Source organism: Demequina salsinemoris, assembly GCF_000974805.1.
Lineage (GTDB): Bacteria > Actinomycetota > Actinomycetes > Actinomycetales > Demequinaceae > Demequina > Demequina salsinemoris.
In genome coordinates this window covers 509393-534650 of sequence record NZ_BBQZ01000001.1, presented here as the reverse complement: position 1 = coordinate 534650, position 25258 = coordinate 509393, and the positions used below count along the sequence as shown (strand labels likewise).

Annotated in this window: 24 protein-coding genes; 11 read left to right on the top strand and 13 right to left on the bottom strand. The window is 71.8% G+C overall.

The window, feature by feature from the left end:
- The first annotated feature begins 11 nt into the window (after positions 1 to 11).
- Genes AOP78_RS02455 through AOP78_RS02435 form a run of 5 tightly spaced genes read left to right on the top strand, consistent with a single transcriptional unit; the run spans position 12 to position 5380 of the window.
- Entirely contained in the window at positions 12 to 1256 is a 1245-nt protein-coding gene (locus AOP78_RS02455; RefSeq protein WP_152659370.1) for a glycerophosphoryl diester phosphodiesterase membrane domain-containing protein, read from the top strand.
- A complete protein-coding gene (locus AOP78_RS02450) occupies positions 1253 to 1909 on the top strand; it encodes a DUF4129 domain-containing protein (RefSeq protein WP_062201063.1) in 657 nt (218 codons plus the stop codon). Before AOP78_RS02455 ends, AOP78_RS02450 begins: the two co-directional genes overlap by 4 nt.
- Positions 1906 to 3105 (top strand): DUF4350 domain-containing protein, encoded by a 1200-nt coding sequence (locus AOP78_RS02445; RefSeq protein WP_062201060.1) that lies wholly within the window; start codon positions 1906 to 1908, stop codon positions 3103 to 3105. Before AOP78_RS02450 ends, AOP78_RS02445 begins: the two co-directional genes overlap by 4 nt.
- Complete coding sequence (locus AOP78_RS02440) at positions 3102 to 4088, top strand: AAA family ATPase (RefSeq protein WP_269082091.1); 987 nt, start codon at positions 3102 to 3104, stop codon at positions 4086 to 4088. Before AOP78_RS02445 ends, AOP78_RS02440 begins: the two co-directional genes overlap by 4 nt.
- A complete protein-coding gene (locus tag AOP78_RS02435; protein WP_062201054.1) occupies positions 4088 to 5380 on the top strand; it encodes a DUF58 domain-containing protein in 1293 nt (430 codons plus the stop codon). Before AOP78_RS02440 ends, AOP78_RS02435 begins: the two co-directional genes overlap by 1 nt.
- Positions 5381 to 5434: 54 nt before the next feature.
- On the opposite strand, the gene AOP78_RS02430 is transcribed toward AOP78_RS02435, so the two are convergent.
- Positions 5435 to 6430 carry a stage II sporulation protein M gene (locus AOP78_RS02430; RefSeq protein ID WP_062201049.1) on the bottom strand — a complete coding sequence of 332 codons (996 nt, stop codon included), beginning with the start codon at positions 6428 to 6430 and terminating at the stop codon, positions 5435 to 5437.
- 55 nt (positions 6431 to 6485) lie between these two features.
- Here AOP78_RS02430 and AOP78_RS02425 point away from each other — a divergent pair, with 55 nt between their 5' ends.
- Entirely contained in the window at positions 6486 to 7307 is an 822-nt protein-coding gene (locus AOP78_RS02425) for an RDD family protein (protein WP_062201045.1), read from the top strand.
- 47 nt (positions 7308 to 7354) lie between these two features.
- Here the strand turns inward: AOP78_RS02425 and AOP78_RS02420 are convergent, their stop codons facing one another.
- The gene (locus AOP78_RS02420; protein WP_062201042.1) at positions 7355 to 7543 is read right to left on the bottom strand and encodes a hypothetical protein; all 189 of its coding nucleotides are present in this window, start codon (positions 7541 to 7543) and stop codon (positions 7355 to 7357) included.
- Positions 7544 to 7612: 69 nt separating this feature from the next.
- The gene (locus AOP78_RS02415) at positions 7613 to 9607 is read right to left on the bottom strand and encodes a sensor histidine kinase (RefSeq protein ID WP_083979715.1); all 1995 of its coding nucleotides are present in this window, start codon (positions 9605 to 9607) and stop codon (positions 7613 to 7615) included.
- A 99-nt stretch (positions 9608 to 9706) separates the two neighbouring features.
- Here AOP78_RS02415 and AOP78_RS02410 point away from each other — a divergent pair, with 99 nt between their 5' ends.
- Positions 9707 to 10072: a response regulator transcription factor gene (locus AOP78_RS02410; RefSeq protein ID WP_062201035.1), complete on the top strand. Its 366-nt coding sequence runs from the start codon at positions 9707 to 9709 to the stop codon at positions 10070 to 10072.
- 3 nt (positions 10073 to 10075) lie between these two features.
- On the opposite strand, the gene AOP78_RS02405 is transcribed toward AOP78_RS02410, so the two are convergent.
- Genes AOP78_RS02405 through AOP78_RS02395 form a run of 3 tightly spaced genes read right to left on the bottom strand, consistent with a single transcriptional unit; the run spans position 10076 to position 12816 of the window.
- Positions 10076 to 10999, bottom strand: coding sequence for a cation diffusion facilitator family transporter (locus AOP78_RS02405; protein WP_062201031.1), 924 nt, complete (start codon positions 10997 to 10999; stop codon positions 10076 to 10078).
- A 2-nt stretch (positions 11000 to 11001) separates the two neighbouring features.
- Positions 11002 to 12414: a phosphomannomutase/phosphoglucomutase gene (locus AOP78_RS02400; protein ID WP_062201027.1), complete on the bottom strand. Its 1413-nt coding sequence runs from the start codon at positions 12412 to 12414 to the stop codon at positions 11002 to 11004.
- A 48-nt stretch (positions 12415 to 12462) separates the two neighbouring features.
- Positions 12463 to 12816: a DUF3499 domain-containing protein gene (locus AOP78_RS02395; protein ID WP_062201024.1), complete on the bottom strand. Its 354-nt coding sequence runs from the start codon at positions 12814 to 12816 to the stop codon at positions 12463 to 12465.
- A gap of 113 nt (positions 12817 to 12929) precedes the next feature.
- Between AOP78_RS02395 and AOP78_RS02390 the strand changes: the two genes are divergently transcribed.
- Positions 12930 to 13328, top strand: coding sequence for a metallopeptidase family protein (locus AOP78_RS02390; RefSeq protein WP_062201019.1), 399 nt, complete (start codon positions 12930 to 12932; stop codon positions 13326 to 13328).
- 5 nt (positions 13329 to 13333) lie between these two features.
- Here the strand turns inward: AOP78_RS02390 and AOP78_RS02385 are convergent, their stop codons facing one another.
- Genes AOP78_RS02385 through AOP78_RS02375 form a run of 3 tightly spaced genes read right to left on the bottom strand, consistent with a single transcriptional unit; the run spans position 13334 to position 18144 of the window.
- Positions 13334 to 14668, bottom strand: a complete 1335-nt coding sequence (locus tag AOP78_RS02385; RefSeq protein WP_062201015.1) for a DUF5719 family protein — start codon at positions 14666 to 14668, stop codon at positions 13334 to 13336.
- Positions 14665 to 17799, bottom strand: coding sequence for a glycosyltransferase (locus AOP78_RS02380; RefSeq protein ID WP_062201014.1), 3135 nt, complete (start codon positions 17797 to 17799; stop codon positions 14665 to 14667). The genes AOP78_RS02385 and AOP78_RS02380 overlap by 4 nt, the downstream gene beginning before the upstream one ends.
- A 24-nt stretch (positions 17800 to 17823) precedes the next feature.
- On the bottom strand, positions 17824 to 18144 hold the full coding sequence (locus AOP78_RS02375) for a WhiB family transcriptional regulator (RefSeq protein ID WP_062201011.1): 321 nt from the start codon (positions 18142 to 18144) through the stop codon (positions 17824 to 17826).
- A gap of 172 nt (positions 18145 to 18316) precedes the next feature.
- Between AOP78_RS02375 and AOP78_RS02370 the strand changes: the two genes are divergently transcribed.
- On the top strand, positions 18317 to 19552 hold the full coding sequence (locus AOP78_RS02370) for an LCP family protein (protein WP_152659368.1): 1236 nt from the start codon (positions 18317 to 18319) through the stop codon (positions 19550 to 19552).
- Positions 19553 to 19660: 108 nt separating this feature from the next.
- Positions 19661 to 20947 (top strand): LCP family protein, encoded by a 1287-nt coding sequence (locus AOP78_RS02365; protein ID WP_062201003.1) that lies wholly within the window; start codon positions 19661 to 19663, stop codon positions 20945 to 20947.
- A 96-nt stretch (positions 20948 to 21043) separates the two neighbouring features.
- On the opposite strand, the gene purE is transcribed toward AOP78_RS02365, so the two are convergent.
- Positions 21044 to 21550, bottom strand: coding sequence for a 5-(carboxyamino)imidazole ribonucleotide mutase (gene purE / locus AOP78_RS02360; protein ID WP_062200999.1), 507 nt, complete (start codon positions 21548 to 21550; stop codon positions 21044 to 21046).
- Positions 21547 to 22692: a 5-(carboxyamino)imidazole ribonucleotide synthase gene (locus tag AOP78_RS02355; RefSeq protein WP_062200996.1), complete on the bottom strand. Its 1146-nt coding sequence runs from the start codon at positions 22690 to 22692 to the stop codon at positions 21547 to 21549. The genes purE and AOP78_RS02355 overlap by 4 nt, the downstream gene beginning before the upstream one ends.
- Before the next feature lie 32 nt (positions 22693 to 22724).
- Between AOP78_RS02355 and AOP78_RS02350 the strand changes: the two genes are divergently transcribed.
- Entirely contained in the window at positions 22725 to 23243 is a 519-nt protein-coding gene (locus AOP78_RS02350) for a GtrA family protein (protein ID WP_062200993.1), read from the top strand.
- On the opposite strand, the gene AOP78_RS02345 is transcribed toward AOP78_RS02350, so the two are convergent.
- Positions 23240 to 24562, bottom strand: a complete 1323-nt coding sequence (locus AOP78_RS02345; protein ID WP_062200990.1) for an ATP-binding protein — start codon at positions 24560 to 24562, stop codon at positions 23240 to 23242. The genes AOP78_RS02350 and AOP78_RS02345 overlap by 4 nt on opposite strands.
- Positions 24563 to 24571: 9 nt before the next feature.
- The gene (locus AOP78_RS02340; protein ID WP_062200988.1) at positions 24572 to 25249 is read right to left on the bottom strand and encodes a response regulator transcription factor; all 678 of its coding nucleotides are present in this window, start codon (positions 25247 to 25249) and stop codon (positions 24572 to 24574) included.
- Between the last annotated feature and the right edge of the window lie 9 nt (positions 25250 to 25258).

Genomic DNA, 25258 nt, shown 5'->3' with positions numbered 1-25258 from the left:
GGAGGCAGGACGTGAGCGACGGCAGGGAGGGCTCGAACGGAGCCGGCAAGCCGCAGGGGGACGATGCGCAGCCGGTGTTCGTGCCGCCCTCGGGACTGGGCCCGGCACCGGCCCCGCCCGCGCCTTCCCCGGTCCCACCGGGACCGGCCCAGATGTTCCCTCCCGCGCCCGTCCCCCCTGGCCCTCCCACCGCGAGCCCTGCATCGTCCGTTCCCGCGTCGTCCGTTCCCGCGGCGCCTGGCACGCCTCCGTACGCCTCCGCGCAGCAGCCTTACGCCCCCTACGCCGCGCCGTTCGACGCGGCAGCGATGCTGCGGCCCGGGATCATCCCCCTGCGCCCGCTCACGTTCGGCGAGCTGCTGGACGGCCCGCTCAAGGCGATCCGCCACAACCCCAAGGTCATGATCGGCGTCAACGCCTTGGTCTCGCTCGCGTCGATGATCGCGATGTTCGGACTCGGCTTCGGGTACTACGGCTCCCTGTTCTCCATGGCGGACGTCGACGCCGCATCGCTCGATGACAGCTACCTCGGCACCTCCAACACCGACCTCGCGCTGCTGCTGCTCGGCTACCTGCTCGGAGCGCTCGTGCTGCTCGTGTCCACGGGCGTGACGTCGCTGTCGTTCTCGCGCTCGGTGCTGGGAGAGCGCATCGCGCCCGGCGAGGCGCTGAGGCGCGGGGTGAAGGCGCTGCCGGCCCTGCTCGCGCAGTCGCTCCTGCTGACGCTCGCGTACAGCGTCATCGTGGGCGCGGTCGCGCTCGTCGTCGCCGGAGGCTTCATGGTGGACACCGGGCTCGGCATCACCGTACTCGTCGTCGGAGCCCTGGGCGCGGTGGCGCTCACCGCCTGGATCACGATCAAGCTCGCGCTCGCCGTCCCTGCCGTGGTGCTCGAGCAGCGCGGCCCGATCGCGGCCATGAAGCGGTCATGGACCCTCACCCGCGGACGGTTCTGGATGATCCTCGCGGTGCTCTTCGTCGCCTCGATCATCACGTCGATCATCCAGCAGGTCATCGCGGTGCCCGCCGCGGTGATCCTGCCTCTCGCCCTGGTCACGGACTCGGGCGCGGCGGTCGTGGTCTACGTCGTCGTGATGGCGCTCATGTCCTTCCTCGGCGTCCTCATCTCGGTCGCCTACCTCGGTGGCGTCACCGCGGCGATCTACACGGACCAGCGCATGCGTCAGGAGGCCTTCGACCTCGTGCTGGTCCGCAGCGTCCAGGAACGCGCCGCGGCCGGCGGCTGGGGAGCATGACGGTCCCTGCCGGAGACTGGGCCGCGCTGGTCGGCTCCGTCCCGGTGGAGCCCGGGGCCGAGGAGGCGCGCCGCTGGGCCGAGGACGAGCTCTCCCGTGCGGAGTACCGCCAGGGTGCGTCGCTCGTGGACTGGCTCGCGCAGGCGGTCTCCGACCTCATCTCTCGCATCTTCGGGGGCTCGGACGGCGGGACGCTCGCCCCGCTCGGGTACCTGCTCGCGCTGCTCGCGCTCGCCGCGACGCTCGTCGTCGCATGGCTGATCGCCCGCCCGCTTCTGGCCTCCCGGCGCAGGGAGTCCGCGGTCGTGCTCGAGCACGACGGGCGCACCGCCTCCGAGCTCGACGACGCGGCAAGGGCGGCCGCGGTCGAGTCCCGCTGGCACGACGCATGCCTCGACGCCTTCCGCGCCCTCGTGCGCGGGGCCGAGGAGCGCACTGTCATCGATCCGCGGGAGGGCCGCACCGCTCACGAGGCCTCTGTCGACATCGCGAGCGCCCTGCCCGGCACGCGTTCGGCACTGACCGACGCCGCGCGGCGCTTCGACGCGCTGTGCTACTCGGACGCAGTGGCGACCTCTGCCGACTACGCGGCGATCCGCGCGGCAGCCGACGCCGTCGCCCGCACGCGCCTGCAGGGGCAGGTGGCCGCGTGACCCGCACCGTCACCGCTCCCCCGGGATGGACGCTCGGCGACGGCTCGACCGCCGCGGCAGTCGCGAGCGAGCGATGGGTGCGCCTGCGCTGGATCTCGATCGTGATGTCGATCGTCGTGATCGGAGTGATCGTCACGACGCTCGCGCAGCCGTCGTCCAACGTGACGCCGCTGTCGACCGCCAATGCGGGTGACGAGGGCGCGCGTGCGGTCGCGCAGATCCTGCGCGACCAGGGCGTCGAGGTGGACGAGGTGGCGACCCTCGCCGAGGCCTACCGCCTGCTCGACGGCTCGGGCACGCTCGCGATCGCGTCCTTCACCTACCTCGACGAGGACCAGATCGCCTCGATCGGCACGCACACCGGGGACATCGTCTGGATCGAGCCCGCGGCCTACGCGCTGTCGGGCATCGACGCCGGGTTGGCGGCGACCGTCCCCTCGACCTCGAGCGGTCAGGTGGAGGCCGGGTGCGAGGCGCCCGCGGCGACGCGCGCCGCGACCCTGACCGACGTGCGCGCCGCCTACACGATCACCGGCGACGCCCAGTCGTGCTTCACAGTGGACGACGCGGCCGCCTACGTGGAGATCCAGCGGGACGGCGCCCGACCGGTGCACGTGATCGCCGACGGCGCACTCTTCACCAACGCGTCTCTCACGACGGACGGAGCCGCCGCCCTGACGCTCGGCGTGCTCGGCCACGACTCACGGCTCGTCTGGTACGTCGGCAGCGTGGACGATGCGACGCTGCTCGCAGCCGACCAGGGAGGCTCCTCCGCGCTGACGCCGGCCGCTCCCGGGTGGCTCGTCGCCGGCGGCGTCGCGCTCCTCCTGGTGGCCCTGGTCGCCGCGCTCCAGCAGGGACGACGCATGGGCCCGCTCGTCACCGAGCCGCTCCCGGTCGTCGTGCGGGCCTCGGAGGCCACCCGCGGGCGCGGCATGCTGTACCGACGGGGACGCGCGCGTGGCCACGCAGCCGCCGCGCTCAGGGCCGGCGCCGCCTCGCGGCTCGCGGCGCGGCTGTCCCTGTCGCACTCCGCGCCGCGCGCCGCCGTCGTCTCCGCGATCTCCCAGCACACGCGACGCGACGCCGCCGCCATCGACTCCCTGCTGTACGGCCCACCGCCGGCCGACGACGCCGCCCTCACGCGGCTCGTGGCCGACCTCGACGCACTCGAAAGTGAGGTATCCGCATCGTGACAGACGCTCCTGATGCCACCACCGCCCCCCGCCCCTCCGACCTCGTCACGACGCTCGCCCAGGTGCGGGCGGAGGTGGGCAAGGCCGTCGTCGGGCAGGACGCCGCCATCACCGGGCTCATCATCGCCCTGCTGTGCCGTGGCCACGTGCTGCTCGAGGGCGTGCCCGGCGTCGCCAAGACGCTGCTCGTGCGCTCGCTCGCGGCGTCGCTCGCGCTCGACACCAAGCGCGTGCAGTTCACGCCCGACCTCATGCCCGGCGACATCACGGGCTCGCTCGTGTACGACGCCCAGACCTCGCGCTTCTCGTTCCGCGAGGGCCCCGTCTTCACGAACCTCATGCTCGGCGACGAGATCAACCGCACGCCTCCCAAGACGCAGTCCGCCCTGCTCGAGGCGATGGAGGAGCGGCAGGTCACTGTCGATGGCGAGCCGCACGCCCTGCCCGACCCCTTCCTCGTCATCGCGACCCAGAACCCCGTCGAGTACGAGGGCACCTATCCCCTCCCCGAGGCGCAGCTGGACCGCTTCCTGCTCAAGCTCGTCCTCCCGCTCCCGCCGCGCGCGGTCGAGACCGAGGTGCTCACTCGGCACGCCGCGGGCTTCAACCCGCGCGACCTCGCTGCGGCGGGAATCGTCCCCGTCGCCGGGCTCGACGAGCTCGAGGCCGCCCGCGCGGAGGTCGCGAAGGTCGAGGTCTCCCCCGAGGTCGTCGGCTACCTCGTGGACGTGTGCCGGGCGACGCGCGACGCGGCCGCGACCTCGCTCGGGGTGTCCCCCCGAGGAGCGACCGCGCTGCTCGCGACCTCGCGCGCGTGGGCATGGATGCAGGGCAGGGCCTTCGTCACCCCGGACGACGTCAAGGCGCTCGCCCACCCCACGCTCGTGCACCGCCTCCAGCTCACCGCCGAGGCCGAGCTCGAGGGCGTGACCCCCATGAGCGTGCTCGAGTCCGTGCTCGCCTCGGTCCCCGTGCCGCGCTGATGTTCCTCACGTGGCGGGCGGTCGCGCTGACCGCCGTCGGGGTCCCCGTCGCGATCGCCGCCTCCTCAGCCGTGCCCGCGCTCATGTGGGTCGCGCTCATCGCGCTCGCCGTCGGGGTCGACGTCCTCGGCGCACCGTCGCCGCGCACGATCGCGACCCGTCGCGAGACGCCGACATCGGTGCGTCTGACCGAGCCGACCACGACGTCGCTGCTCGTGCGGAACCTCGGCGCGCGCCGCGTCCGCGGCTGGGCCCGCGACGCGTGGCAGCCGTCCGCCGGCGCGGATCCCGCACGGCATCGCCTGGATCTCGCGCCGGGCGACGGCGTGCGGCTGCGCACGCCCATGCTCCCCACGCGGCGCGGCGACCGCCACGCCGGCCCCGTCACGCTCCGGCTGCTGGGCCCGCTCACGCTCGCGGGCCGCCAGCTCACGCTCCAGCAGCCGGCGACGCTGCGCGTGCTGCCCGAGTTCGCGTCCCGCAAGCACCTGCCGTCGCGCCTCGCCCGCCTGCGTGAGCTCGACGGCCGCTCCGCCGTGCAGCAGCGCGGCCCCGGCTCCGAGTTCGACTCGCTGCGCGAGTACGTGATCGGCGACGACGTCCGCTCGATCGACTGGCGCGCGACCGCGCGCCGCAGCGAGGTCGTGGTTCGCACGTGGCGCCCCGAGCGCGACCGCCAGGTGCTGATCCTCGTCGACACCGCCCGCTCGGCCGCGGCCCGCATCGGGGACACCCCGCGCCTCGACGCGACGATCGAGGCGACGCTCCTGCTGTCGGCCCTCGCGTCGAAGGCAGGCGACCGCGTCCACGTGGTCGCCTACGACCGGACGGTCCGCGCGCGGATCACCGGGGTGTCGGGAGCGGGGCTCATGTCCGCCCTCGCGGACCGCCTCGCCCCCCTCGAACCGCGCCTGCTCGAACCCGACTGGACGGGTGCCGCCGGCGTCGTCCGCGAGATGCTGGGCCAGCGCGCGCTCGTCGTGCTCCTCACCGACGTGGGCCCGGGCTCGGTGGACTCCGGCCTGCTGCGCGCCCTCGCGCCGCTCGCGCGCGATCACCAGGTGCTCATCGGCGCGGTCGACGATCCCGAGATCGGCGAGCTCGTCACGGCGCGCGGCGACGTCTCCGACGTGTACACGGCCGCAGCGGCGACGCGGTTCGAGCTCGAGCGCGCCGCGGTCGCCGAGCGGCTGCGTCGACGCGGGGTCGAGGTCGTCTCCGCGGACCCCGAGGGCATCGCGCCCGCGGTGGCCGACGCGTATCTCAGGCTCAAGGCCGCCGGGCGTCTCTAGCTAGCCGAGCTGCTCGCTGAGCGGCTCGCTGAGGTGCCGGGGACGATGCGTGGGCTAGGCCGAGACCGGCGCGACGTCCTCGCGCAGGTCCGCCGACACGTCGCCCGTCTCGCCCATCGCCGCGGCGCGCCTGCCTAGCGTGAGCACGAGCGTCCAGAATCCCGCGAGCACCGTGATGCCGATCGCGATCTTCACGCCCCACGGCAGCGACGAGCCGGTGACGTAGCCCTCGACCAGCCCCGAGACCAGCAGCACCATCACGAGGCCGAGCACGACGCCGAACATGGCTCGTCCCTCCTCGGCGAGCGCGCGCGTCCGCGTGCGCGGACCCGGCACCAGCATCGTCCAGAAGATCTTGAGGCCCGCGGCGCCGGCGACCCACACCGCGGTGAGCTCGAGCAGTCCGTGCGGGGTGATGAGCTGGAAGAACTCCCTCAGATACCCGAACTCGTTCATGATCGCGCCGGCGGTTCCGACGCCGACCGCGTTCTGGAACTGCACGTACACCGTGAAGATCCCCGTGAACCCGCCCGCGACGGACATCGCCGCGACCCACGCGTTGTTGGTCCACACCTGCGCGAAGAACGAGGTCGAGGGATTCTCCGAGTAGTACGACGCGAAGGCCTCCTCGGCGTACTGCTGCCGCTCGTCGAACGTGCCGAGGCTCGACATGAGGTCGGGATGGGTCGCGTAGTGCAGGCCCGTCGCCACGGAGACGACGAAGAACGTCGCCATCACCGCCACCGTCCACCACCGCAGGCGGTACAGCGCGGCGGGCATCGAGAGGACCAGGAAGCGCGCGACCTCACGATGGATCGGAGGACGCGCGCCCGCGAGGGTCGCGCGCGCCGAGGCGAGCAGCACCGACAGGCGGGACACGAGCGCCGGGTCGGGAGCCGACGACCGCACGCGTGCCAGGTCCGATGCGGTGGTCTGGTAGAGCCTCGCGAGCTCGTCGGCCTCGGCGCCGGACAGCCGCGAGCGCTTGGACAGCGCCTTGAGCCGCAGCCACCTCTCCTCGTGGAGAGCCTGGAACGCGTCGAGATCCATGCGGCTACGATGCCACAGACGGCACCCGGGGCCGCGCGAACTCACAGGGGGACCCATGGACGATGACACCACGCTCATCGGCGAGGGCGTCGTGCTGGAGACCGCGCCGGCGAGCATCGGCCTGAGGACCGCTGGGGCCATCATCGACGCGTTCGCGATCGGCCTCGTCTACGTGGGGAGCTTCCTGGCGCTCGCCGAGATCCTGCCGGAGTCGCTCGACCTCGCCGCGATGAGCGCAGCGGTGCTCGTGCACGCGCTCGCGGTGTTCATCGGCATCCCCATCGCGGTCGAGACCGCGACCCGCGGCAGGTCGCTGGGCAAGTGGGCCACGGGCGTGCGCATCGTGCGCGACGACGGCGGACCGATCGCCTTCCGTCAGGCCTTCGTGCGCGGGCTCATGGGCTTCTTCGACCTCTGGATGACCGCGGGCGGGCTCGCCCTGATCTCCGCGCTCGTCACGAAGCGGGCCAAGAGGGTCGGCGACGTGCTCGCGGGCACCTACGCCCTCAAGGAGCGGGCGGCGAAGTCGCCTCACGCGCCGCTCGTCATGCCCGTCGCGCTCGCCTCGTGGGCCGCCACCGCGGACGTGCGCCGCATGCCCGACGGGCTCGCGCTCACCGCCAGGCAGTTCCTCTCGCGCGCGCCGCGCCTCAATCCCGCGTCCCGCGCGCAGCACGGCGCCGATCTGGGCGCGCGCGTCGCCGCCTACGTGTCGCCTCACCCTCCCGAGGGCACGCATCCCGAGCAGCTCATCGCCGCGGCGCTCGTGATCCGTCGCGACCGCGAGTACGCGCGCGGCGTCGAGCACCAGCGGCTCGACTCCGAGATCGCCGACGCCGTGCACCGGCTCCCTCACGGCGTCCCCGAGGTGCTGTAGGACCGCATCGTCCGGGCACCCTGCGGATACCTGGCTGTCGCCGCCCGCTACGCGCCGAGCGCCGCGAACCCCTCGTAGACCATGAACGCGGGCCAGAAGATCCCCTGGAAGATCGCTCCCACGTGCTCCCAGAACCCGTCGGCGACGGTCCAGTAGTAGACGATCCCGCCGAAGATCCCGATCCCGTAGATCGCACCGCCCGATGCCGCGGCGCCGCCATTGCTGCTGTTCGACATCCCCCTCACCTCCCCTCACGTGCAAGCGTAGGCACGTCGGGCCGCGTGGCGGCGTGCGAACCGGTCCGCTCACCCCGACGCGCGCGGGAGCGTGACCCTCGCGACGGTGCCGGACCGGCCGTCGGACCCGAGCGCCACCGTGCCGCCGGCCCGCGTCACGAGCTGGCGCACCAGCGCCAGTCCCAGGCCGACTCCGGGCACGCCCTCGGCGGTGCCCTTCGCTCGATAGAAGCGCTCGAAGACCTTCTCGAGGTCCTCCGGCGCGATCCCTGGGCCGTTGTCGACGATCTCGATCGTCACCAGGTCGGCGTCGAATCTCGCGGCGACGACCACCTCTCCGCCAGGCGGGGTGAACTTGACCGCGTTGCCGATCAGATTGGACAGGATGCGCACCAGGTCGCTTGGAGGGATCACGACCTCGACGCCGAACGGCATGTGCTCCCTCAGCGCGACCATGCGGTCCGACGCATTCGGCCCCATGTCCTCGAGCACACCCGTCACCGCCTCCCTGACGTCGCAGGGCCGCGCGCTCTCGCGGCGGCCCGATCCGAGCGCCAGCAGATCCTCGACGAGCCGCCCGAGCCTGTCAGCATTGCGCGTGATCACCGACAGATGCGCCCGCGCGTCGTCGTCGAGGGACGGCTCGTCCTCGAGCAGCTCGGCGAACCCGATGATGCTCGTGATCGGGGTGCGCAGCTCGTGGCTGACCGCGGAGACGAACTCGTCCTTCTGCCGGGCCACCTCGCGCAGCTGCAACGCGGCATTCCTCTCGTCGGCCAGCGCGTGCGCGAGCGCCTGAGCGGCGTGCACGCGCTCGGAGACGTCGAGCACCTGCACGGTGAGCAGGACGCGGCCACCGTCGCGCTGCACCCGGGTGACGAGGATCTCGACGCGCCTGTCCTCACCGAGCTCGACCTCCGTGACGCTCTCGCCCTCGGGATCGTCCTTGGCCCGCGCGATCGCCGCGCGCAGGACCTGCACGCCGCGTGAGTCGTCCGGAAGCACGCGTGGAACCTCATTGCGCGGTGGGGCGGCGACGCCCGGACCCAGCAGGCTCACTGCACGCCAGTTCGCGGTGCGCACGCGCGGCTCGCCCGACCGGTCCTCCTCGAGGATCAGCATCCCGACCTGCGAGTCCACGAGGCCGCCGCGCAGGAGCTGCTCGCGCACGAGCAGGTCCTCCGCGACGGACAGCGTCTCGCGTCGCGCCGCCGCGAAGTACAGCACCGTCGCCGCGTACACGACGAGGAAGCTCTGCACCGCCCACGAGGTCTGCACATCGCTCCAGCCGGCGCCGGCGAAGGGACCTCCGCCGAGAAGGGTGAGCGTCGTCGCCGCGGTCGCGGTCAGCACAAGCTGCATCGCGACGCCGCGCAGGGGGAACACGTACGCGCCCCACAGGAGCACCGGCATCGGCAGGAACGACAGCGGAAGGCTCACTCCGGGGAAGAACACCGCGCCGACGACCACCGCGAGCGCGAGCGGTTGCATCCAGCGCGCGTGGCCTCCTCGGGCGCTCGCGTGATCCCTCCACGTGAGCGCGAGCGGCACGATCGCGAGCACCGCCGACCCGTGGCTCGAGAACACCGCTCCCGCCGTAGCGACGGGATCATCCGTGCCCAGCAGGTGCACCACCAGACCCACCGCGAGGCCCACGGCTGACGCACCGGCGAGCGTCGCGGCGACAAGCCTCGTGACCTCGCGGACGGACACCAGGCGCGGGGGCCGGTCCCGCGGAGACAGGATCATCGCGACGACGAGGGCCTCGATGGCGTTGGCGACGCCGAAGGCGAGCGAGATCTCGAGCGGGCGTCCCGCGACATGATTCGATGCGGCGGAGACGACGGCGACGCCGAGCGCGGCGAGCGGCATGAAGCGGCGCCGGACCGCGAGGACCGCGAGCACCGACGTCCCCGCGGCAGGCCACCACGGCGAGGTGTCGCCCCCGTGACCGGCCAGCTGCACGGCGCCCCACGCCAGCACGAACGTGATGACCAGCGCGATGCCGGAGGCGGCGGCGCGCGTCGCCGGTCGCGACCGCTCGTCCAACGCTGGCAACGGCATGGCTCCACCTCCCGGCCTGCTACGAGGCCTTGCGTACAGTGGAGCATGGCACCGGGGGCACGCCCGGGACAACTCTCCGCCTCACCCCGAGGAGATCACATGGCCTCGATCCTGATCGTCGACGACGACCCCGATATCGCGCTGCTGGTGAGCCACAAGCTCCGCACGGCCGGACACGACGTCGCGGTCGAGGTGGACGGCGTCGCCGGTCTCGAGGCGATCCGCCGCTCGCGCCCGGACCTGGTCGTGCTCGACTGGATGATGCCTCGCATGAACGGTCTCGACGTGTGCGTCGAGGTACGGAACGACGGGTCGATCACGGCCACCCGGATCCTGCTCCTCACCGCGAAGGCACAGGAGGCAGACCTGGAGCGCGCGTACGCCTCGGGAGCCGACGCGTATGTGCAGAAGCCGTTCTCGCCGCGCGAGCTCGCGGCACAGGTGGAGGCCCTGCTCGCGCGCTGACCGTCAGTCCGTGCGATCCCCGTGACGGACGTCAGGCTCGATGAAGATGAGCCTCGCGGCGGGCACCTTCTCACGGATCCGGCGCTCCGCATCGTCCGTCCTCGTGGCGACGTCCTCGAGGCTGAGGCCAGGCGCCACCCCGACCTTCGCCGTGACGAGCACGTCGTCCGGGCCGAGGTGCATCGTGCGCAGGTGGATGATGTCCGTGTAGCCCGCCTCGGCGAGCCCGTCGCGGATGCGCACGAGGTCCTCTGGCGTCGCGGACTCGCCGAGCAGCATCTCTCGGGTCTCGCGCGCGAGAACGAGCGCGATGCACACCAGCAGCGCGCCGATCATCGCGGTGCCGAACGCGTCCCATCGGCCGTCGCCGGTCACGAGCGTCATGGAGACGCCGAACAGCGCGAACACGAGGCCGACGAGCGCCCCGAAGTCCTCGAGCAGGATCACCGGCAGCTCGGGAGAGCGCGAGCGCTGGATGAACTTCGCCCATCCGACGTTGCCACGGATCTTGTTGGACTCCTTCATCGCGGTGAGGAAGCTCGAGCCCTCGAGCGCCATGCCGATCAGCAGCACGACGATCGGGACCCACTTCCAGGACTCGATCGGCTCGGGATGCTCGAACTTGTGCCACGCCTCGTACAGCGCGAAGAGGCCTCCGAGCGTGAACAGCACGATCGCGACCAGGAACGCGTAGTAGTAGCGGTAGCGCGAGTAGCCGAACGGATGCTCCGGGGTGGCCTCCTTGCGCGCCTTGCGACCGCCGATCAGGAGCAGGAGCTGGTTGCCCGAGTCCGCCACCGAGTGGATGGCCTCGGCGAGCATGGACGATGCGCCCGTGAGCGCCCACGCGGCGAACTTGGTGACGCCGATCCCCAGATTGGCGCTCAGCGCCGCGACGATCGCCTTCGTCCCGCCCTCAGCGGACACGGCTAGCCCTCCCTGATGACCGCGAGCGCCTCGTCGCGGACCTGCTCCATGGTGGCCGTGTCGGCGGCCTCGACGTTGAGACGCAGCAGCGGCTCGGTGCCCGACGGACGGACGTTGAACCACCAGCGCGGCTCGGCGTCCCAGTGCGCGACGGTCAGCCCGTCCATCTCATCGAGGGTGACGCCCTCGCGCGAGCCGAAGACCCCGCGGATCCGAGCGACGGAGGTCTTCACGTCCGCGACCGTCGAGTTGATCTCGCCCGAGGCCGTGTACGGGTCGTAGTCCGCGAGCATCGCGCTCAGCGGACCCTCCTGCGAGCCGAGCGCCGCCATGACGTGCAGCGCGGCGAGCATGCCGGAGTCGGCGTAGAAGAAGTCGCGGAAGTAGAAGTGCGCGCTGTGCTCGCCTCCGAACACCGCATCGTTGTCCGCCATGAGCGCCTTGATGAAGCTGTGCCCCACGCGCGAGCGCACCGTGGTGATGCCGTCCGCGCCGAGGATCTCGGGCACCGCTCGCGAGGAGATGAGGTTGTGGATCACGGTCGCGGTCTCGCCGGACTCGCGCACGCGGGCCGCCTCGCGCAGACCGACGAGGGCGGTGATCGCCGAGGCACGGACCACGGCGCCCTTCTCGTCCACCACGAAGCAGCGGTCAGCGTCGCCGTCGAAGGCGAGGCCCAGGTCGGCTCCGTGCTTCACCACGGCCGCCTGCAGGTCGCGCAGGTTCTCCTCCTCGAGCGGGTTCGGCTCGTGGTTGGGGAACGTGCCGTCGAGCTCGAAGTACAGCGGCACGATGTCAAGGGGCAGCGGGGTCATGCCTGCGGCGTCGCCGAGGACGGCGGGCACGGTGTAGCCGGCCATCGCGTTGCCCGCGTCGACCACGACCTTGAGCGGTCGGATCGTCTCGAGGGGCACGAGCGTGCGCAGGAACTCTCCGTACTCGCGGATCATGTCGCGATCCGTGACGGTGCCGCGCGTCTCGGCGACGGGCACGCCCTCGTCGACGTACGCGGTCGCGAGCTCGCGCACGAGCCCGAGGCCGGTGTTCTCGCCCACCGCGCGGGCGCGCGAGCGGCACATCTTCATCCCGTTGTAGGCGGCCGGGTTGTGGCTCGCCGTCACCATCACGCCGGGCATGTTCAGCGCGCCGGTCGCGTGGTACAGGCCGTCGGTGCTGCACAGACCGATGCGGATCACGTCGATGCCGCGGTCCGTCAGTCCCGCGACGACCGCCGCGACAAGCCCCGGCCCGGAGTCGCGCATGTCGTGGCCGATGGCCACGGACGTCTCGCCCTCGGGAAGCACGATGGTGTCGGCGAAGGCGGCGCCGATCGCTCGCGCGATCTCCTCCGTCAGCTGCTCCCCCACGATGCCTCGAACGTCGTACGACTTGATGAGTCCGCTCAGATCGGTCATGGGCGACAGGCTAGCGGTCATGTATGACAGCGGCGTTGCGACTGTGGATCAAATGTCTGACGAGACAACTCTCAGGTGCCCTCGACGCGGTTCGATGGGCTGCGCCACGGGCAGAACCTCCTGCCGACGAGGCGGGGCTCCCGCCTCTCGGACCGCGCGCGCGAGCGCGTCGAGGTCGTCGGGCGACGGGCCCGGGTCCACGTAGTCCTGCTGGATGTGCACGACGTCCCAGCCTCGCGGCGCGGTGAACCGGCTCGCGTGATCGGCGCACAGGTCGTAGCTGTGCGGCTCAGCGGAGGCGGACAGCTGCCCCACGACGACCGTCGAGTCCGCGTAGACGTACGTCAGCGTCGCCGCGGCGGACCGCGTGCAGCCCGTCTTGGTGCACTGTCGGGAGGCCATCACGGAAGGGACGGTACCTCCGCGCGCGCCGCCGCGGCGCGAGGCTCGCCGGTGCCCCACGACCAAGGCGCCACACGCCCGGGGACGGTCGCGCCGGGCGTAGGGTCTGTCGCATGGCACGACGCGACCGTCACGGCAGGGGCCTGCGCGCCCCGCTGATCCCTGCCTCGCTGCCCGGGCATCTGACTCGGGGGGAGCGCTTCGACTCGCTCGTCGTCGAGGCTGCGGAGAGGCTTGAGCCGCGGTGGGGACGACGCTGGGGACGGGTGGAGTTCGGCGTCGAGGACGTCCCGCCCTCCGACCCGAGCCCGTGGGAGGACGGCGTGCCGCTGGGCCGGCTGTTCCCCGAGGACATGGGCCAGCCCGCGCGCGTCGTCGTCTACCGCAAGCCGTGCGAGGAGCGTGCCGAGGGGGCGGAACTGCCGCTGCTCGTGCGCGACGTGGTCGCCGAGCAGCTCGCCCACCTGCTCGGCTGCTCTCCCGAGGACGTGGATCCCGACTTCGGCGGCTGACCGGCTCAGGGGAGGTAGGGCGCGTCGACAACCGACAGGTCGACGTCCAGCACGGTCGCGGGCAGCGCGCGCATCGATGCGAGGAACCCTCCGTCGCCCACGATCTGGAGCGACCATGCGGCCCTCCCCTGAAGCGTGAGCCGGGTCCCCGCCGAGACGCCCTCGACCGGGATACGCGTGACCACTCCTGCACGGGTCTCCGTCTGCGCGATCTGCTCGCCCGCATCGTCCAGCACGGTGAGCGTCGTCGCGACCGCGGTGTAGGCCAGGAGCACGCCCTCGTCACCGGGCCAGTACACGCCGTCGTCCTGGTTCTCCCCGTAGGTGGCGGGGACCTCCTCCGCGGGCACCCAGGTCCTGTCGTGTGCGACAGACCCCTCCTCGCCGATGTCGGACGACCTCGCGACCGTGATCTCCGCCGCCGCCGCGACGGGCGCGTCCGAGTCGATCACGACCGCGGACCCCGAGGACTCGGGGATCTCGACCTCCGTGACCACACCCGGGTCGAGCTCGAGCGCGGCCACCCCCGACCACTCGACCGCACCGTCGCCGTTCGCGAGGGTGAGCGAGACGGTGGCGCCTTCAGAGGCCACGAGGCGCAGCACGGCAGACGACTCGAGCCCCACCGCGGCGACCGCGGGGACGACGAGCGACGTCCCGAGATCGGACACGGACGCGACCCACGACGTCCCTGCGGGCTGAAGACCGTCGAGCTCCGAGTCCTGGAGGGCGGCGACCACGCCGGCGCCGGTCGACTCCACGCGCACCGCCGTGGCCTCGATGCCTTCCTGCACCGCCTCAAGGAGGAGATCCTCGATGCCCCCCGCGCCGACGGCGACGACCGTCTGGGCGTCGATCTGCCCGCTTCCGCCGTACAGGGTGACGGTCGCCTCGACGTTCGACTGCGTGGGGTTGGCGAGCACCAGACGGGCGGACGAGCCCAACGAGGTGGAGCCGCCGACGAGCCACTGGGAGGTCGAGGGGGTGCCGCACGCGAGCGCCGCGTAGCCCGCGATGTCCCCGTCCTGGACCCGCTCGATCGACGCTCCGAAGAGGCCGTCGCCGGCCTCGGCGCCATCGGTGACCGCCTCGACCCCGAACAGATCCCGCGACCGCACGGTCGGCTCCGACGAGAAGTCATCGCCCTCGATCGAGCCCACCGGGACGGTCAGCTCGCCCGTGCATGCCGCGGGCTGCACCGCGGGGGTGACCGTCACCGAGGTAGGCTCCGCCGCGACAGTCGTCGCGGTCCCCACCTGGGTTCCGACGACCGCCGTCCCCACCAGGAGCGCGCCCGCGGCGAGCGCCGTCACGGTCGCGACGATGCGCTGGGCGTTCATGCTGACTCCCTTCCGCGCGACCGATGCAGCGGCACCGACGCGAGGAGCACCCACCCGCACACGAGCGCCGCGGCCCACAGCCACGCGGTGTGGGCGGGATCGTCGTAGCGGATCTCAAGCGTGCCGGCGCCGTCCAGGGCCCAGGCGTTCCGGCCCTCCTCGTCGTCGACGCGGCTCAGCTCGGCACCGTCGAGCGTCGCGTGCCACGCGTCGTCGGCGGCCTCGGCGAGCACGACGGTCGCGTCCTTGGCGTCGACCGCGAGGGTCCCGGACGTCGCGTCCATGGGGACGGTGACGGTCGCGTCGCCCTCCTCGAGCCACGCGCGCGACGCCTGTGTGCCGTCGCCCCTCACCACGCGGAACGGGGTGCCGTAGTCGCTCGCGCCGATCGCCGCGACGTCGTCCACCTGCGTCAGCGCGGACACGAGCGCGTCCGCGCCAGGCGCCACGACGACGATCCCGATGCCCCAGTCCGTCAGCGCGGTCGCCGCACCCTCCGCGCCACCCGCGAGCGTGCCGACGGCTTCGGCGAGGTCCGCGGGAGACGCTGGGGCATCGCCTGCGGCACGGCTCAGCGTCACGCCACCGGCATCCCGTTCGGCGGTGCCGAGGACGCGCACGGTTCCGTCCGTGCCGAGGACGGAGTAGCTGATCGTGCCGTCGTCCTCGTCCTCATCGATCACGAGCGCGCGCTGGCGCGACGAGGACTGCTGATCGAGCGCCGTCGCGAGCGGAAGCACGCGCGTGCCGGAGGGAGTCGCCGAGTCCGCGGCGGGCTCGAGGAGCGAGGCGACCGCCACGTGTCCTGCCAGCACAGCGGCGACCGCGCCGAGCGAGACCGCGTAACCCGTGCGGCGCCAGGCCAGGCCACGCGAGCGCTGCCCCGTGCGCCACGATCCCGACGACGCGGCGGCTGCCGCCGTGATCAGCCCGAGGGCCATGAGCGACGACCCGGCGCCGGCCCAGCCGGGCGTGACCTGGCCGCCGGCGCCGTCGACGGCGCCGACAGGAGTGTGCTGCGACACGATCGCCGCGGCGAGGCCAAGCGTCGCGACCGCGACGCTTGCGCGCACCGCCCACCCGGCGCGCAGCGATACGAGCGCGGCGACGGCAGCCAGGAGCACGCACGCGCCGACGGCGAAGGCCAGCCACACGCCCGTGGCGCCGAGGTCCCCGCCTGCCGCCGAACCGAGCTGGGCGGAGGTCGGCCCGTCAACGGTGCCGCCAAGCAGCAGCGTCCACGGGGAGAGCGTGGTGACACCGCCGACCGGCCCGACATCCCGGGCCAGGATGCGTGCGACAGCGTCCCCAGAACCGCGTTCGACGGCCGCGAGGATCGCGGGCCCGGAGACCACGAGCGCTGGCACCGCGATGCCCCAGGTGCGCAGGCGGGTGCCGCGCGCGAGCACGCCTGCGACCGCCACCACGATGAGCAACGGCGCGAGGAGCACGGGAGCCGCCGCGACGGTGACGGCGCCGGCGAAGGCGGCTCCTGCGGAAGCGCTCGGCGATGCCTGCGGAACGCGCGGGTACTCGCCGTCGCCCACCGGCTCGCCGCGGTGCCAGCCCGCGCCGCGCACGAGTCCGAACACCACCCACGGCAGCGCGAGATGCGCGATGACGGCGCCCATCCGCCCGTCCGCGACGGAGACGAGGAACAGGGGCCACACGGCGTAGGCGAGCGCCGCGGCGCCGCGCGCCCAGGTCGACCTGACGACGACACCGGCGGCGGCCCATCCACCGAGCGCGGCGATGAGCGGCGCGAGGGAGAGCAGGAGCGCCGCGCCGATGCGCAGGCCACCGGGGATCGCCGCGAGGGGCAGCATGAGCGAGGCGTACGCGGAATCGAGCGTCGCGCCGCCGAAGCCGGTCTCGTCCCAGCCGGTCAGCACGCGGCTCCAGACCTCGGCGAACGACAGGTCGGTGACGCCGAGCACCGCGCCGCTCAGCATCTCGCCGCGGGCGAGCCCGATGAACCAATCGGCGTGCAGCGCCAGCGACACGACGAGCGCGAGGAAGGCGGTGACCGCGAGGCCCCGGCGACGCCTCGCCGCCGCGACCGCGAGCTCCGCCCGCTCGACGTCGGTCGGCGCCTGGCTCTCACGCCACGCGTCGTAGGCGCCGAGCTCCGCGACCCTCACATGGTGCAGGACCTCGCGCGGCGTGGCCAGCAGCTGACGCTCGATGCTGATCGGGGCCGTCGTCGCCCGGCGTACCGCCGAGCGGCTGCGTCGCAACGACCCGAGCCGTCCGAGCAGACGCCATGGCACCCCGAGATCCGACACCGCTGTCCGGCCATCGTTCTGCGCGATCCTCAGCACGATGCGCGCGGGCACGGCGAGGAACGACCACAGGACCAGCAGGGGAAGCATCGCGGCAGGGGCGTAGGCGAGCGCGTGGTACCACTCCCCGGTGCGCCGAGCGGCGTAGCTCGACGCGCGGCCGCGCGAGGAGCCTGCGCGCACGCCGTTGAGCGCGTCCTGAGCGTGACGGATCCGCGCGGCGGGAACCACGACCACGTCGTAGCCCGACCTCCACGCGCGCCGGCACAGGTCCAGGCTCTCCCCGAAGCCCCGGTAGGCGTCATCGATGCCGCCGGACTCCTTCCACCAGTCCCTCCGCACGAGCGCGCCCGCGAGGCTCACCGCGAGGACGTCGTCGCGGGAGTCATGCTGGCCCTGGTTGACGTCGTCCTCCTCGACGAGGGAGACGCGGCGCGCGCCGACGCGGGAGGTGGTGGAGGCCAGTCCGACCAGGCGGCTCGGCTCGTCCCATCGGACCTGCGCCGCGCCCACGATCGCGGCCCGGCGGCGCTTGCGCGCCGTCGCTGCGAGCAGGGTCAGGGCGCCGGGGAGGGGTGCGGTGTCGTCGTGCAGGAGCCAGAGGTAGTCGCGCTCGAGGTCGGGATGCCTGGCAAGGGCCGCGTCGACCGCCTCGCGGTACGTCGCGCCGGGCGCGGACACGACATCACCGCGGAGCTCGGGCGGAAGCTCAGGGGCGTCACCATCGACGACGACCACGTCCAGGGTGTCGTACTCATGCTCGGCCAACGAGGCGAGCACGTCGGTCAGGTGATCGGACCGTCCGTCGGAGACGACGATCGCGCGCACGACAGGACGCGCCGCGTTCACGACACGTCCCTCGTGGAAAGCCGACTAGACAGCGCGCCGCTTGAGCTTGCGACGCTCGCGCTCAGAGAGGCCACCCCAGATCCCGAAACGCTCATCGTTCTCGAGAGCGTAGTTGAGGCATTCCTGTCGGACCTCGCACGACGCGCACACCTTCTTCGCTTCGCGTGTCGATCCGCCCTTCTCAGGGAAGAATGCCTCAGGATCTGTCTGGGCGCACAATGAGCGCTCCTGCCACGCCAGCGGCCCGTCGTCCTCCACCGCGTCGAAGATGTCGATCACGGGTGCGAGCGTCGGTGCTGGCGCGCCGGCGTCCGAGGGGACTGTGCCGTCGTAGATGCTCCACATAGGCTTCCCTCCGATTCGCCGCGGGGGAGCCACCCCCGCCTAAGGGGAATTACACCCGTGTCATCCGTGCCAGTCAAGTCGAGAGTGACATGTTGCACCCAGTGCAGGCATGATGAAAACGGAGCAATCCCTCACGCGGCGCCGAGGCACTCGATGACTAGGATCGGAAGTCGTGACGAGCCCGACGCATCGAAGCCGACCCGCGCGACGCCACGGGTCGCGCCAGCCGGACCATCCCGTGATCCGCGTCGGGGTGATGATCGTCGCGGGAGTGATGGGGTTCGTCCTCGCCGGCTACACGGTGTTCGCGTACCTCATCGAGGACCGCTTCGACGCGAGGGACAACTCGGCGCTCATCAACGACGTGGAGGAATCTGCCGGCCCTGAGGACACCGACGCTGGCAACGACCTCAACATCCTGCTGATGGGATCGGACACCCGCGAGGGCGACAACGCCGACAACAACGGCGACGTGGGCGGCATGCGCAACGACACGACGATCATCGCGCACATCTCCGCGGACCGTTCCCGCGTCGAGATGATCTCGATCCCGCGCGACCTCCAGGTGCAGATCTCCGACTGCACGCTCTTCGACGGGACCGAGGTCAAAGGCTGGTTCGGCGACTTCAACATCGCCTTCTCCAACGGCGGCCAGCAGGGGGACGCGGCCGAGGCCGCCGCGTGCACCATCAACACCGTGCAGGACATGACGGGCATCGCGATCGACCATTGGGCAGTCGTGGACTTCACCGGCTTCCAGGACATGGTGGACGCGATCGGCGGCATCCCGATGTGCATCACCTCGGACATCTCCTCCAAGAAGGCCCATCTCTACATCGACGCCGGCCCGCAGCTGCTCGACGGGAAGACCGCGCTCGCCTACGCGCGGCTGCGCACCGCCGAGGAGGGCGGCGTCTCGGGCTCCGACCTGCAGCGCATCACGCGCCAGCAGGAGCTGCTGCGCCAGACGATGCGCACGCTCCTGGGCAAGAACATCCTCACGGACACCGACCAGATCACGCAGTTCGTCAAGGCGATGGCGGGCTCGATGACGATGGACGAGGACCTGGGCAGCCTCGAGTACCTCGAGGGCCTCGCGTGGAGCCTGCGCGGCGTGAGCATCGACGACATCGTCTTCGCGACGGTGCCCTGGGAGTACACGGAGGACGACCTCAACGTGATCGCCACGGACGACGCCGAGACGATGTGGGAGCAGCTGAGGAACGACGAGCCGCTCACCGTCGACGCCGAGGGCGACGCATCCTCCGAGTGGGACACCGGTCACGACGACTCCACGACGGAGTCGCCGTCTGCGTCCACCTCCGCCTCCGCCTCCGCGTCGGCGACGCCCGACGCGACGGACGAGTCCTCCGTCGTGGACGATCTGCTGGCGGAGTGCGACTACTGACCTCGCCGATCGCCCTCGAGCGGGCGGCGGGAGCGGCGTGGGACGGATGAGGCGTGCGCCACATTCTGCGCAATCTCTGCGCTGGCACCACATACAATGACGGCACCCATGAGGAAGACGACCTTCAGCCGCGCGCGCCTGCGCCCGCGCCACGCCACCCGCCGCCACCACGGTCTCGTGCTGTCCTCCGTCGCCTCGGTGACGGTCGCGGTGCTCGGCTTCTACGGCAGCACCGTGTTCGCGACCGGCGCGCTGATCCAGGCGAACGCCAACACCAAGGACATCAGCGCGATCACGGGCGGCGACAGCGACTCCGAGTACATCTCGTCTCCCGTGTCCACGGGAGACTCGGACAACCCGGTCGACGAGAACGCCGGTGAGGACCTCAACATCCTGGTGATCGGCTCGGACGTGCGCACGTCGGAGAACGCCGCGATCGGCGGCTACGTCGCGGGAGCGCGCGGCGACACGACGATCATCGTGCACATCTCCGCGGACCGCAGCCGGGTCGAGCTCGTCTCCATCCCCCGCGACACCCGCGTCGCGATCTCCACGTGCGAGTCCTTCGACGGCCAGACCCAGACCGGCTGGACCACGAAGTTCAACGTCGCCTTCGCGAACGGCTACGCCTTCAACAACGACCCGTCCGAGGCGGCCGCGTGCGTGATGCGCACCATCAACGACCTCACGGGCATCGAGTTCGACGGCGAGTACGTCGTCGCCGACTTCACCGGCTTCCGCGACATGGTGGACGCGCTCGGCGGCGTGCCGATGTGCATCCCCTACGACGTCTACTCGAAGAAGGCCAACCTCGACCTTGAGGCGGGCGCGCAGATCCTCAACGGCAAGCAGGCGCTCGCCTGGGCCCGCGCCCGCACCGGCACCAACCTGGGCGACGGCACGGACCTCATGCGCATCGAGCGCCAGCAGCAGCTGATCGAGGCGATCCTCGAGAAGGCCCTGAGCGTCAACGCCTTCACGGACATCGATGTGCTGTCGAAGTTCGTCAAGGCGGCCACGGAGTCGTTCACGATGTCCGAGGACTTCGGCTCGCTCACGTACGACTTCGGCCTGCTGTACTCGCTTCGCAACATCGACCTGGACAACGTCGTGATGACGACCGCGCCGTGGGCGTACGCCGGTGACAGCTCGGGCGACGTGGTGCTCACCTCGGACGCCGAGACGATCTGGGCCGCGATCCGCGACGACTCGGGCCTCCAGGACGCGCTCGATGAGATCGACGACGCCAACACGACCGAGGACGAGACCGACTCCTCCGAGCGGGCCGACCTCTCCGCGGACGACGCGACGAAGTACCTGCCGGTGCCCCCCGATGAGGCGTACGACCTCAGCAGGGACACCGAGGAGGAGATCCTCGCGGCCTGCGAGGTCTGATCCCTCACGAGTCTTGAAGAGAGCCGGCCGCGAGAGCGGCTGGCTCTCGGCGTCTCAGGCCCGGTGCAGCTCGCCTCAGGCCCGGCGAAGCACGCGTCAGGCCCGGCGGAGCGCCTCGCCCTTGGCGTGAGCGGTCTCGCGCAGCGAGTCCTGGAAGCCCTGCATCTCCACGGTGAGCCGCTGCGCGAGATCATCAGTTCCCGAGGCGAGCATCCTGACGGCCAGCAGGCCCGCGTTGCGGGCGCCGCCGATGGACACGGTCGCGACGGGGACTCCCGCGGGCATCTGGACGATGCTGAGGAGCGAGTCCATGCCGTCGAGGTGCTTGAGGGGCACGGGCACCCCGATCACAGGCAGGGTCGTGACGGACGCGAGCATGCCGGGCAGGTGGGCGGCGCCACCGGCACCGGCGATGATGACGCGCAGGCCGCGCTCAGCCGCCATGCGCCCGTACGCGATCATCTCCTCGGGCATCCGGTGAGCCGAGACGACATCCTTCTCGAACGGGACCGAGAACTCCGCGAGGGCCTCCCCCGCGGCCTGCATCACGGGCCAGTCGGAGTCAGACCCCATCACGATCCCGACGATCGGCTGCTCGCTCATGCCGCACCTCCGTCCCTCACGATAGCGGCGGCGGCGACAGCGCGGCGGTAGACGTCGTCGGAGTCCGTCCCGGTGACGTTCACGTGGCCGACCTTGCGGCCCGGCCGCACCTCCTTGCCGTAGAGGTGGATCTTGGCCCCCGCATCGTCCACGTCGGCCAGGGCGCCGGGGAGGTCCTCGCGCGATCCGCCGAGGACGTTCGCCATGACCGTGACGGGCGCGAGCGCGTCGGTCGCACCCAGCGGCAGGTCGAGGACGGCGCGCAGGTGCTGCTCGAACTGGCTCGTCACCGCGCCGTCCTGGGTCCAGTGCCCAGAGTTGTGCGGGCGCATCGCGAGCTCGTTGATGAGCACGTGCGTGCCGGTGTCGAACATCTCGACCGCGAGCACGCCGACCACGCCGAGCGCCGAGGCGACCCTGGCCGCAACCTCGCGCGCCTCGCGCTCCTCGTCAGCGGTGAGTCCGGGCGCGGGGGCGATGACCTCGGAGCACACGCCGTCGCGCTGGATCGACTCCACGACGGGCCAGGTCACGACCTCGCCGGAGGGTCGGCGCGCGGCCAGGGCCGCGAGCTCACGCGTGTAGGGCACCTTGGCCTCGATGAGCACGCGAGGACCTCCCGCGGCTGCGGCCGCGAGCCAGTCCGCCGCCTCGGAGGCGGCACGGACGATGCGGACGCCCTTGCCGTCGTACCCGCCGCGCGCGGTCTTGAGCACCGCCTCTCCCCCGTGGGAGGACAGGAACGATGCGACCTCGTCCTCCGTCGTGACGGGCGCCCAGTCCGGGTTGGGGAGGCCGAGCGCGTCCATGCGGACGCGCATCTCGATCTTGTCCTGGGCGAAGCGCAGCGCTCCCAGACCCGGCAGCGCGGGCACCCCGGCGGCCTCCGCCGCGGCGAACACCTCGGCGGGGATGTGCTCGTGCTCCCAGGTGAGGACGGTGGGGCGGGGATCGGCCAGCAGCGCGGCGACCGCCTCGGGGTCCGTGGGGAGACCGACGACGGTCTCATGGGCGGGCAGCGCGGAGGCGGCGGCGGGCGACTCGACGAGCACGCGCAGGGTCACGCCGAGCTCCGTCGCGGCCGGCGCCATCATGCGCGCCAGCTGGCCGCCGCCGACGACGGCGACGATAGGCGGGGTCATGGCTCCAAACTACCCGCGTAAAATGCCTATCCATGACGATCGTCGAGTGGGTGCGCGCGCGGGCGGGCGAGCTCGCGCGCTTCGCGACGGTCGGAGCCCTCGGCGTCGTCGTCAACCTCGGCGTGTTCAACCTGCTGAGGATGGGGCCCTTCGCCCCCGATGCCGAGATCGGCGGCGACGACGACCGCGTGGTGAGCGCGAAGATCATCGCGACCGTGGTCTCGATCGCGTTCGCGTGGATCGCGCACCGCGGGTGGACGTTCCGCGGCATGAGCGTCCACAAGCCTGGACACGAGGCCTTGATGTTCCTCGTCGTCAACGGCGGCGCGCTCCTCATCGAGTCGGGCACCGTCGCGCTCTCGCACCACGTGCTCGGGCTCACGTCGGCGTTCGCGGACAACGTATCCGCCGCTGTCGGGATCGGCCTGGGCACGGTCGTCCGGTACGGCGCCTACCGGCTCTTCCTGTTCCGGGATCCTGAGCCGAAGGCGACCGACGACGCCGAGCTCGGGGACGCGTCGTCCCTGGTCACCGACGAACCCCGCTCCTAGCCCCTGCCCCACACCCAGCGGGTGCGCTGCTTGAGCGTGCGCCCGTGCGGGACCACCTTCTCCAGGTCGACCATCTTCGGCACGCCCTGGAGGAACACCGAGAACGCCGCGGGGCGCCGCTGAGACAGCTCGAGCCGGCCGCCATCGGCGGTCACGAGGTCGCGTGCGAGGGCGAGCCCCAGCCCGTGGCCCCTGCCCGAGGTCACCTCCCGCTCGAAGATCCGCGGCGCGAGGTCGTCTGGCACGCCGTCGCCCTCGTCCTTGACCTCGATCACGATCGCGTGGCTCGATCCCGACTCGCGGGCGGACACGGTCGTCGCCCCGCCGCCGTGGTGGAGGGAGTTCTCGATGAGCGTGGCGAGCACCTGGGCGAGCCCGCCTGGGGTCGCGAACACCGAGCTGTCGGTGTCATGGATCGTGAGCGTCCTGCCCGCCTTCGCGAAGGTCGCGGCCCACTCCTCGCGCTGCTGGCTGAAGACCTCATCGAGAGAGAGCAGCTCGGTGCCGGCGCCGAGCGCGCGCTTGGACCGCCCGAGGAGGTCGTCGACGACGCCCACGAGCCGCTCCACCTGCTCGAGCGACGCCTCGGCCTCCTCCCTGACCTCCTCGCGCTCGGTCATGAGCGAGATCTCCTCGAGGCGCATCGTGAGGGCGGTGAGCGGCGTGCGCAGCTGATGCGAGGCGTCGGAGGCGAACTGCCGCTCCGCCGCGAGGCGGGCCGCCATGCGATCCGCCGAGCGCGACAGCTCCTCGGCGACGAGGTCGATCTCCTCGACGCCCGTCTTCTCGAGCCGCGGTCGTGTCTGTCCCGAGCCCACCTGCTCCGCGGACGCCGCGAGATAGACCAGCGGCCGACTCAACCTCTCGGCCTGCCACGACGCCATCGCGATACCGGCGACGATCGCGACGAAGGCGACCGCGAAGACGAGCCCGACGAGCTGCGCCGCATCGAGGAAGACGTCCCACCAGGCGACGTACATCTTGACGAAGACGCCCGAGCTCGCGACGTAGGAGCCGACGAGCGAGGGGTCGGGCTGCTCGCCCGCCGACAGCTCGGTCCCGTCGGGAAGCGTCACGACGATGTACTTGGGCGCGCCCCTGGCCTCGGACACGAACGCCTCGAGCGTGCGCTCGTCGATCGTGTCGCCGAGGTCGTACCTGACCTCGATCGCGCGTGACGCCGTCGAGGCGCGGAGCCCGAGATCCTGCTCCGCCGAGCTGAAGATCAACTGCGCGGCCGCGACGCCCAGGGGGATGCCGAGGAGGACCACGGCCACGAGCAGGGCCGAGACGGTGGCCTGGAGCAGCTTGCGCCGCACGGCGCGGGCCTAGTCGCCGCTCTCGAAGCGGAAGCCCATTCCCCGCACCGTCGTGATGTAGCGCGGGTTCGCGGCGTCGTCGCCGAGCTTGCGGCGCAGCCAGGACACGTGCATGTCGAGGGTCTTCGACGGAGCGCCGGACTCCGCCTCCCAGACCTCGCGCATGAGCGCGTCCCTGGACACGACTGATCCGGCGTTCGTGACGAGCGCCTGAAGGAGCTCGAACTCCTTGGAGCTGAGCTGGAGCTCGCTCTCACCGAGGAAGGCGCGGTGACCGGCGACATCGACACGGACGTCGCGCGCGGAGATCTCCCCCACCGCGTCCGCACCGGCGCGCCGACGCAGCAGGGCGCGGACGCGCGCGAGCAGCTCGGCGAGGCGGAAGGGCTTGGTGACGTAGTCGTCGGCGCCGGCGTCGAGACCGACCACGAGGTCGACCTCGTCGGCGCGGGCCGTCAGCATGAGGATCGGAACCTGAAGTCCCTTGTCACGGATGCGGCGAGCGACGTCGACACCATCGATGTCGGGCAGGCCGAGATCGAGGATCACCAGGTCGGCGTCCTCCGCGGCCCCGACTCCTTCGGTACCGGTGCCACACCACTCGACGTCGTAGCCTTCTCTCGTCAAAGCCCGGGTCAAGGGTTCCGAAATGGTCGGGTCATCTTCGACCAAGACAATGCGGGTCATGAGGACACG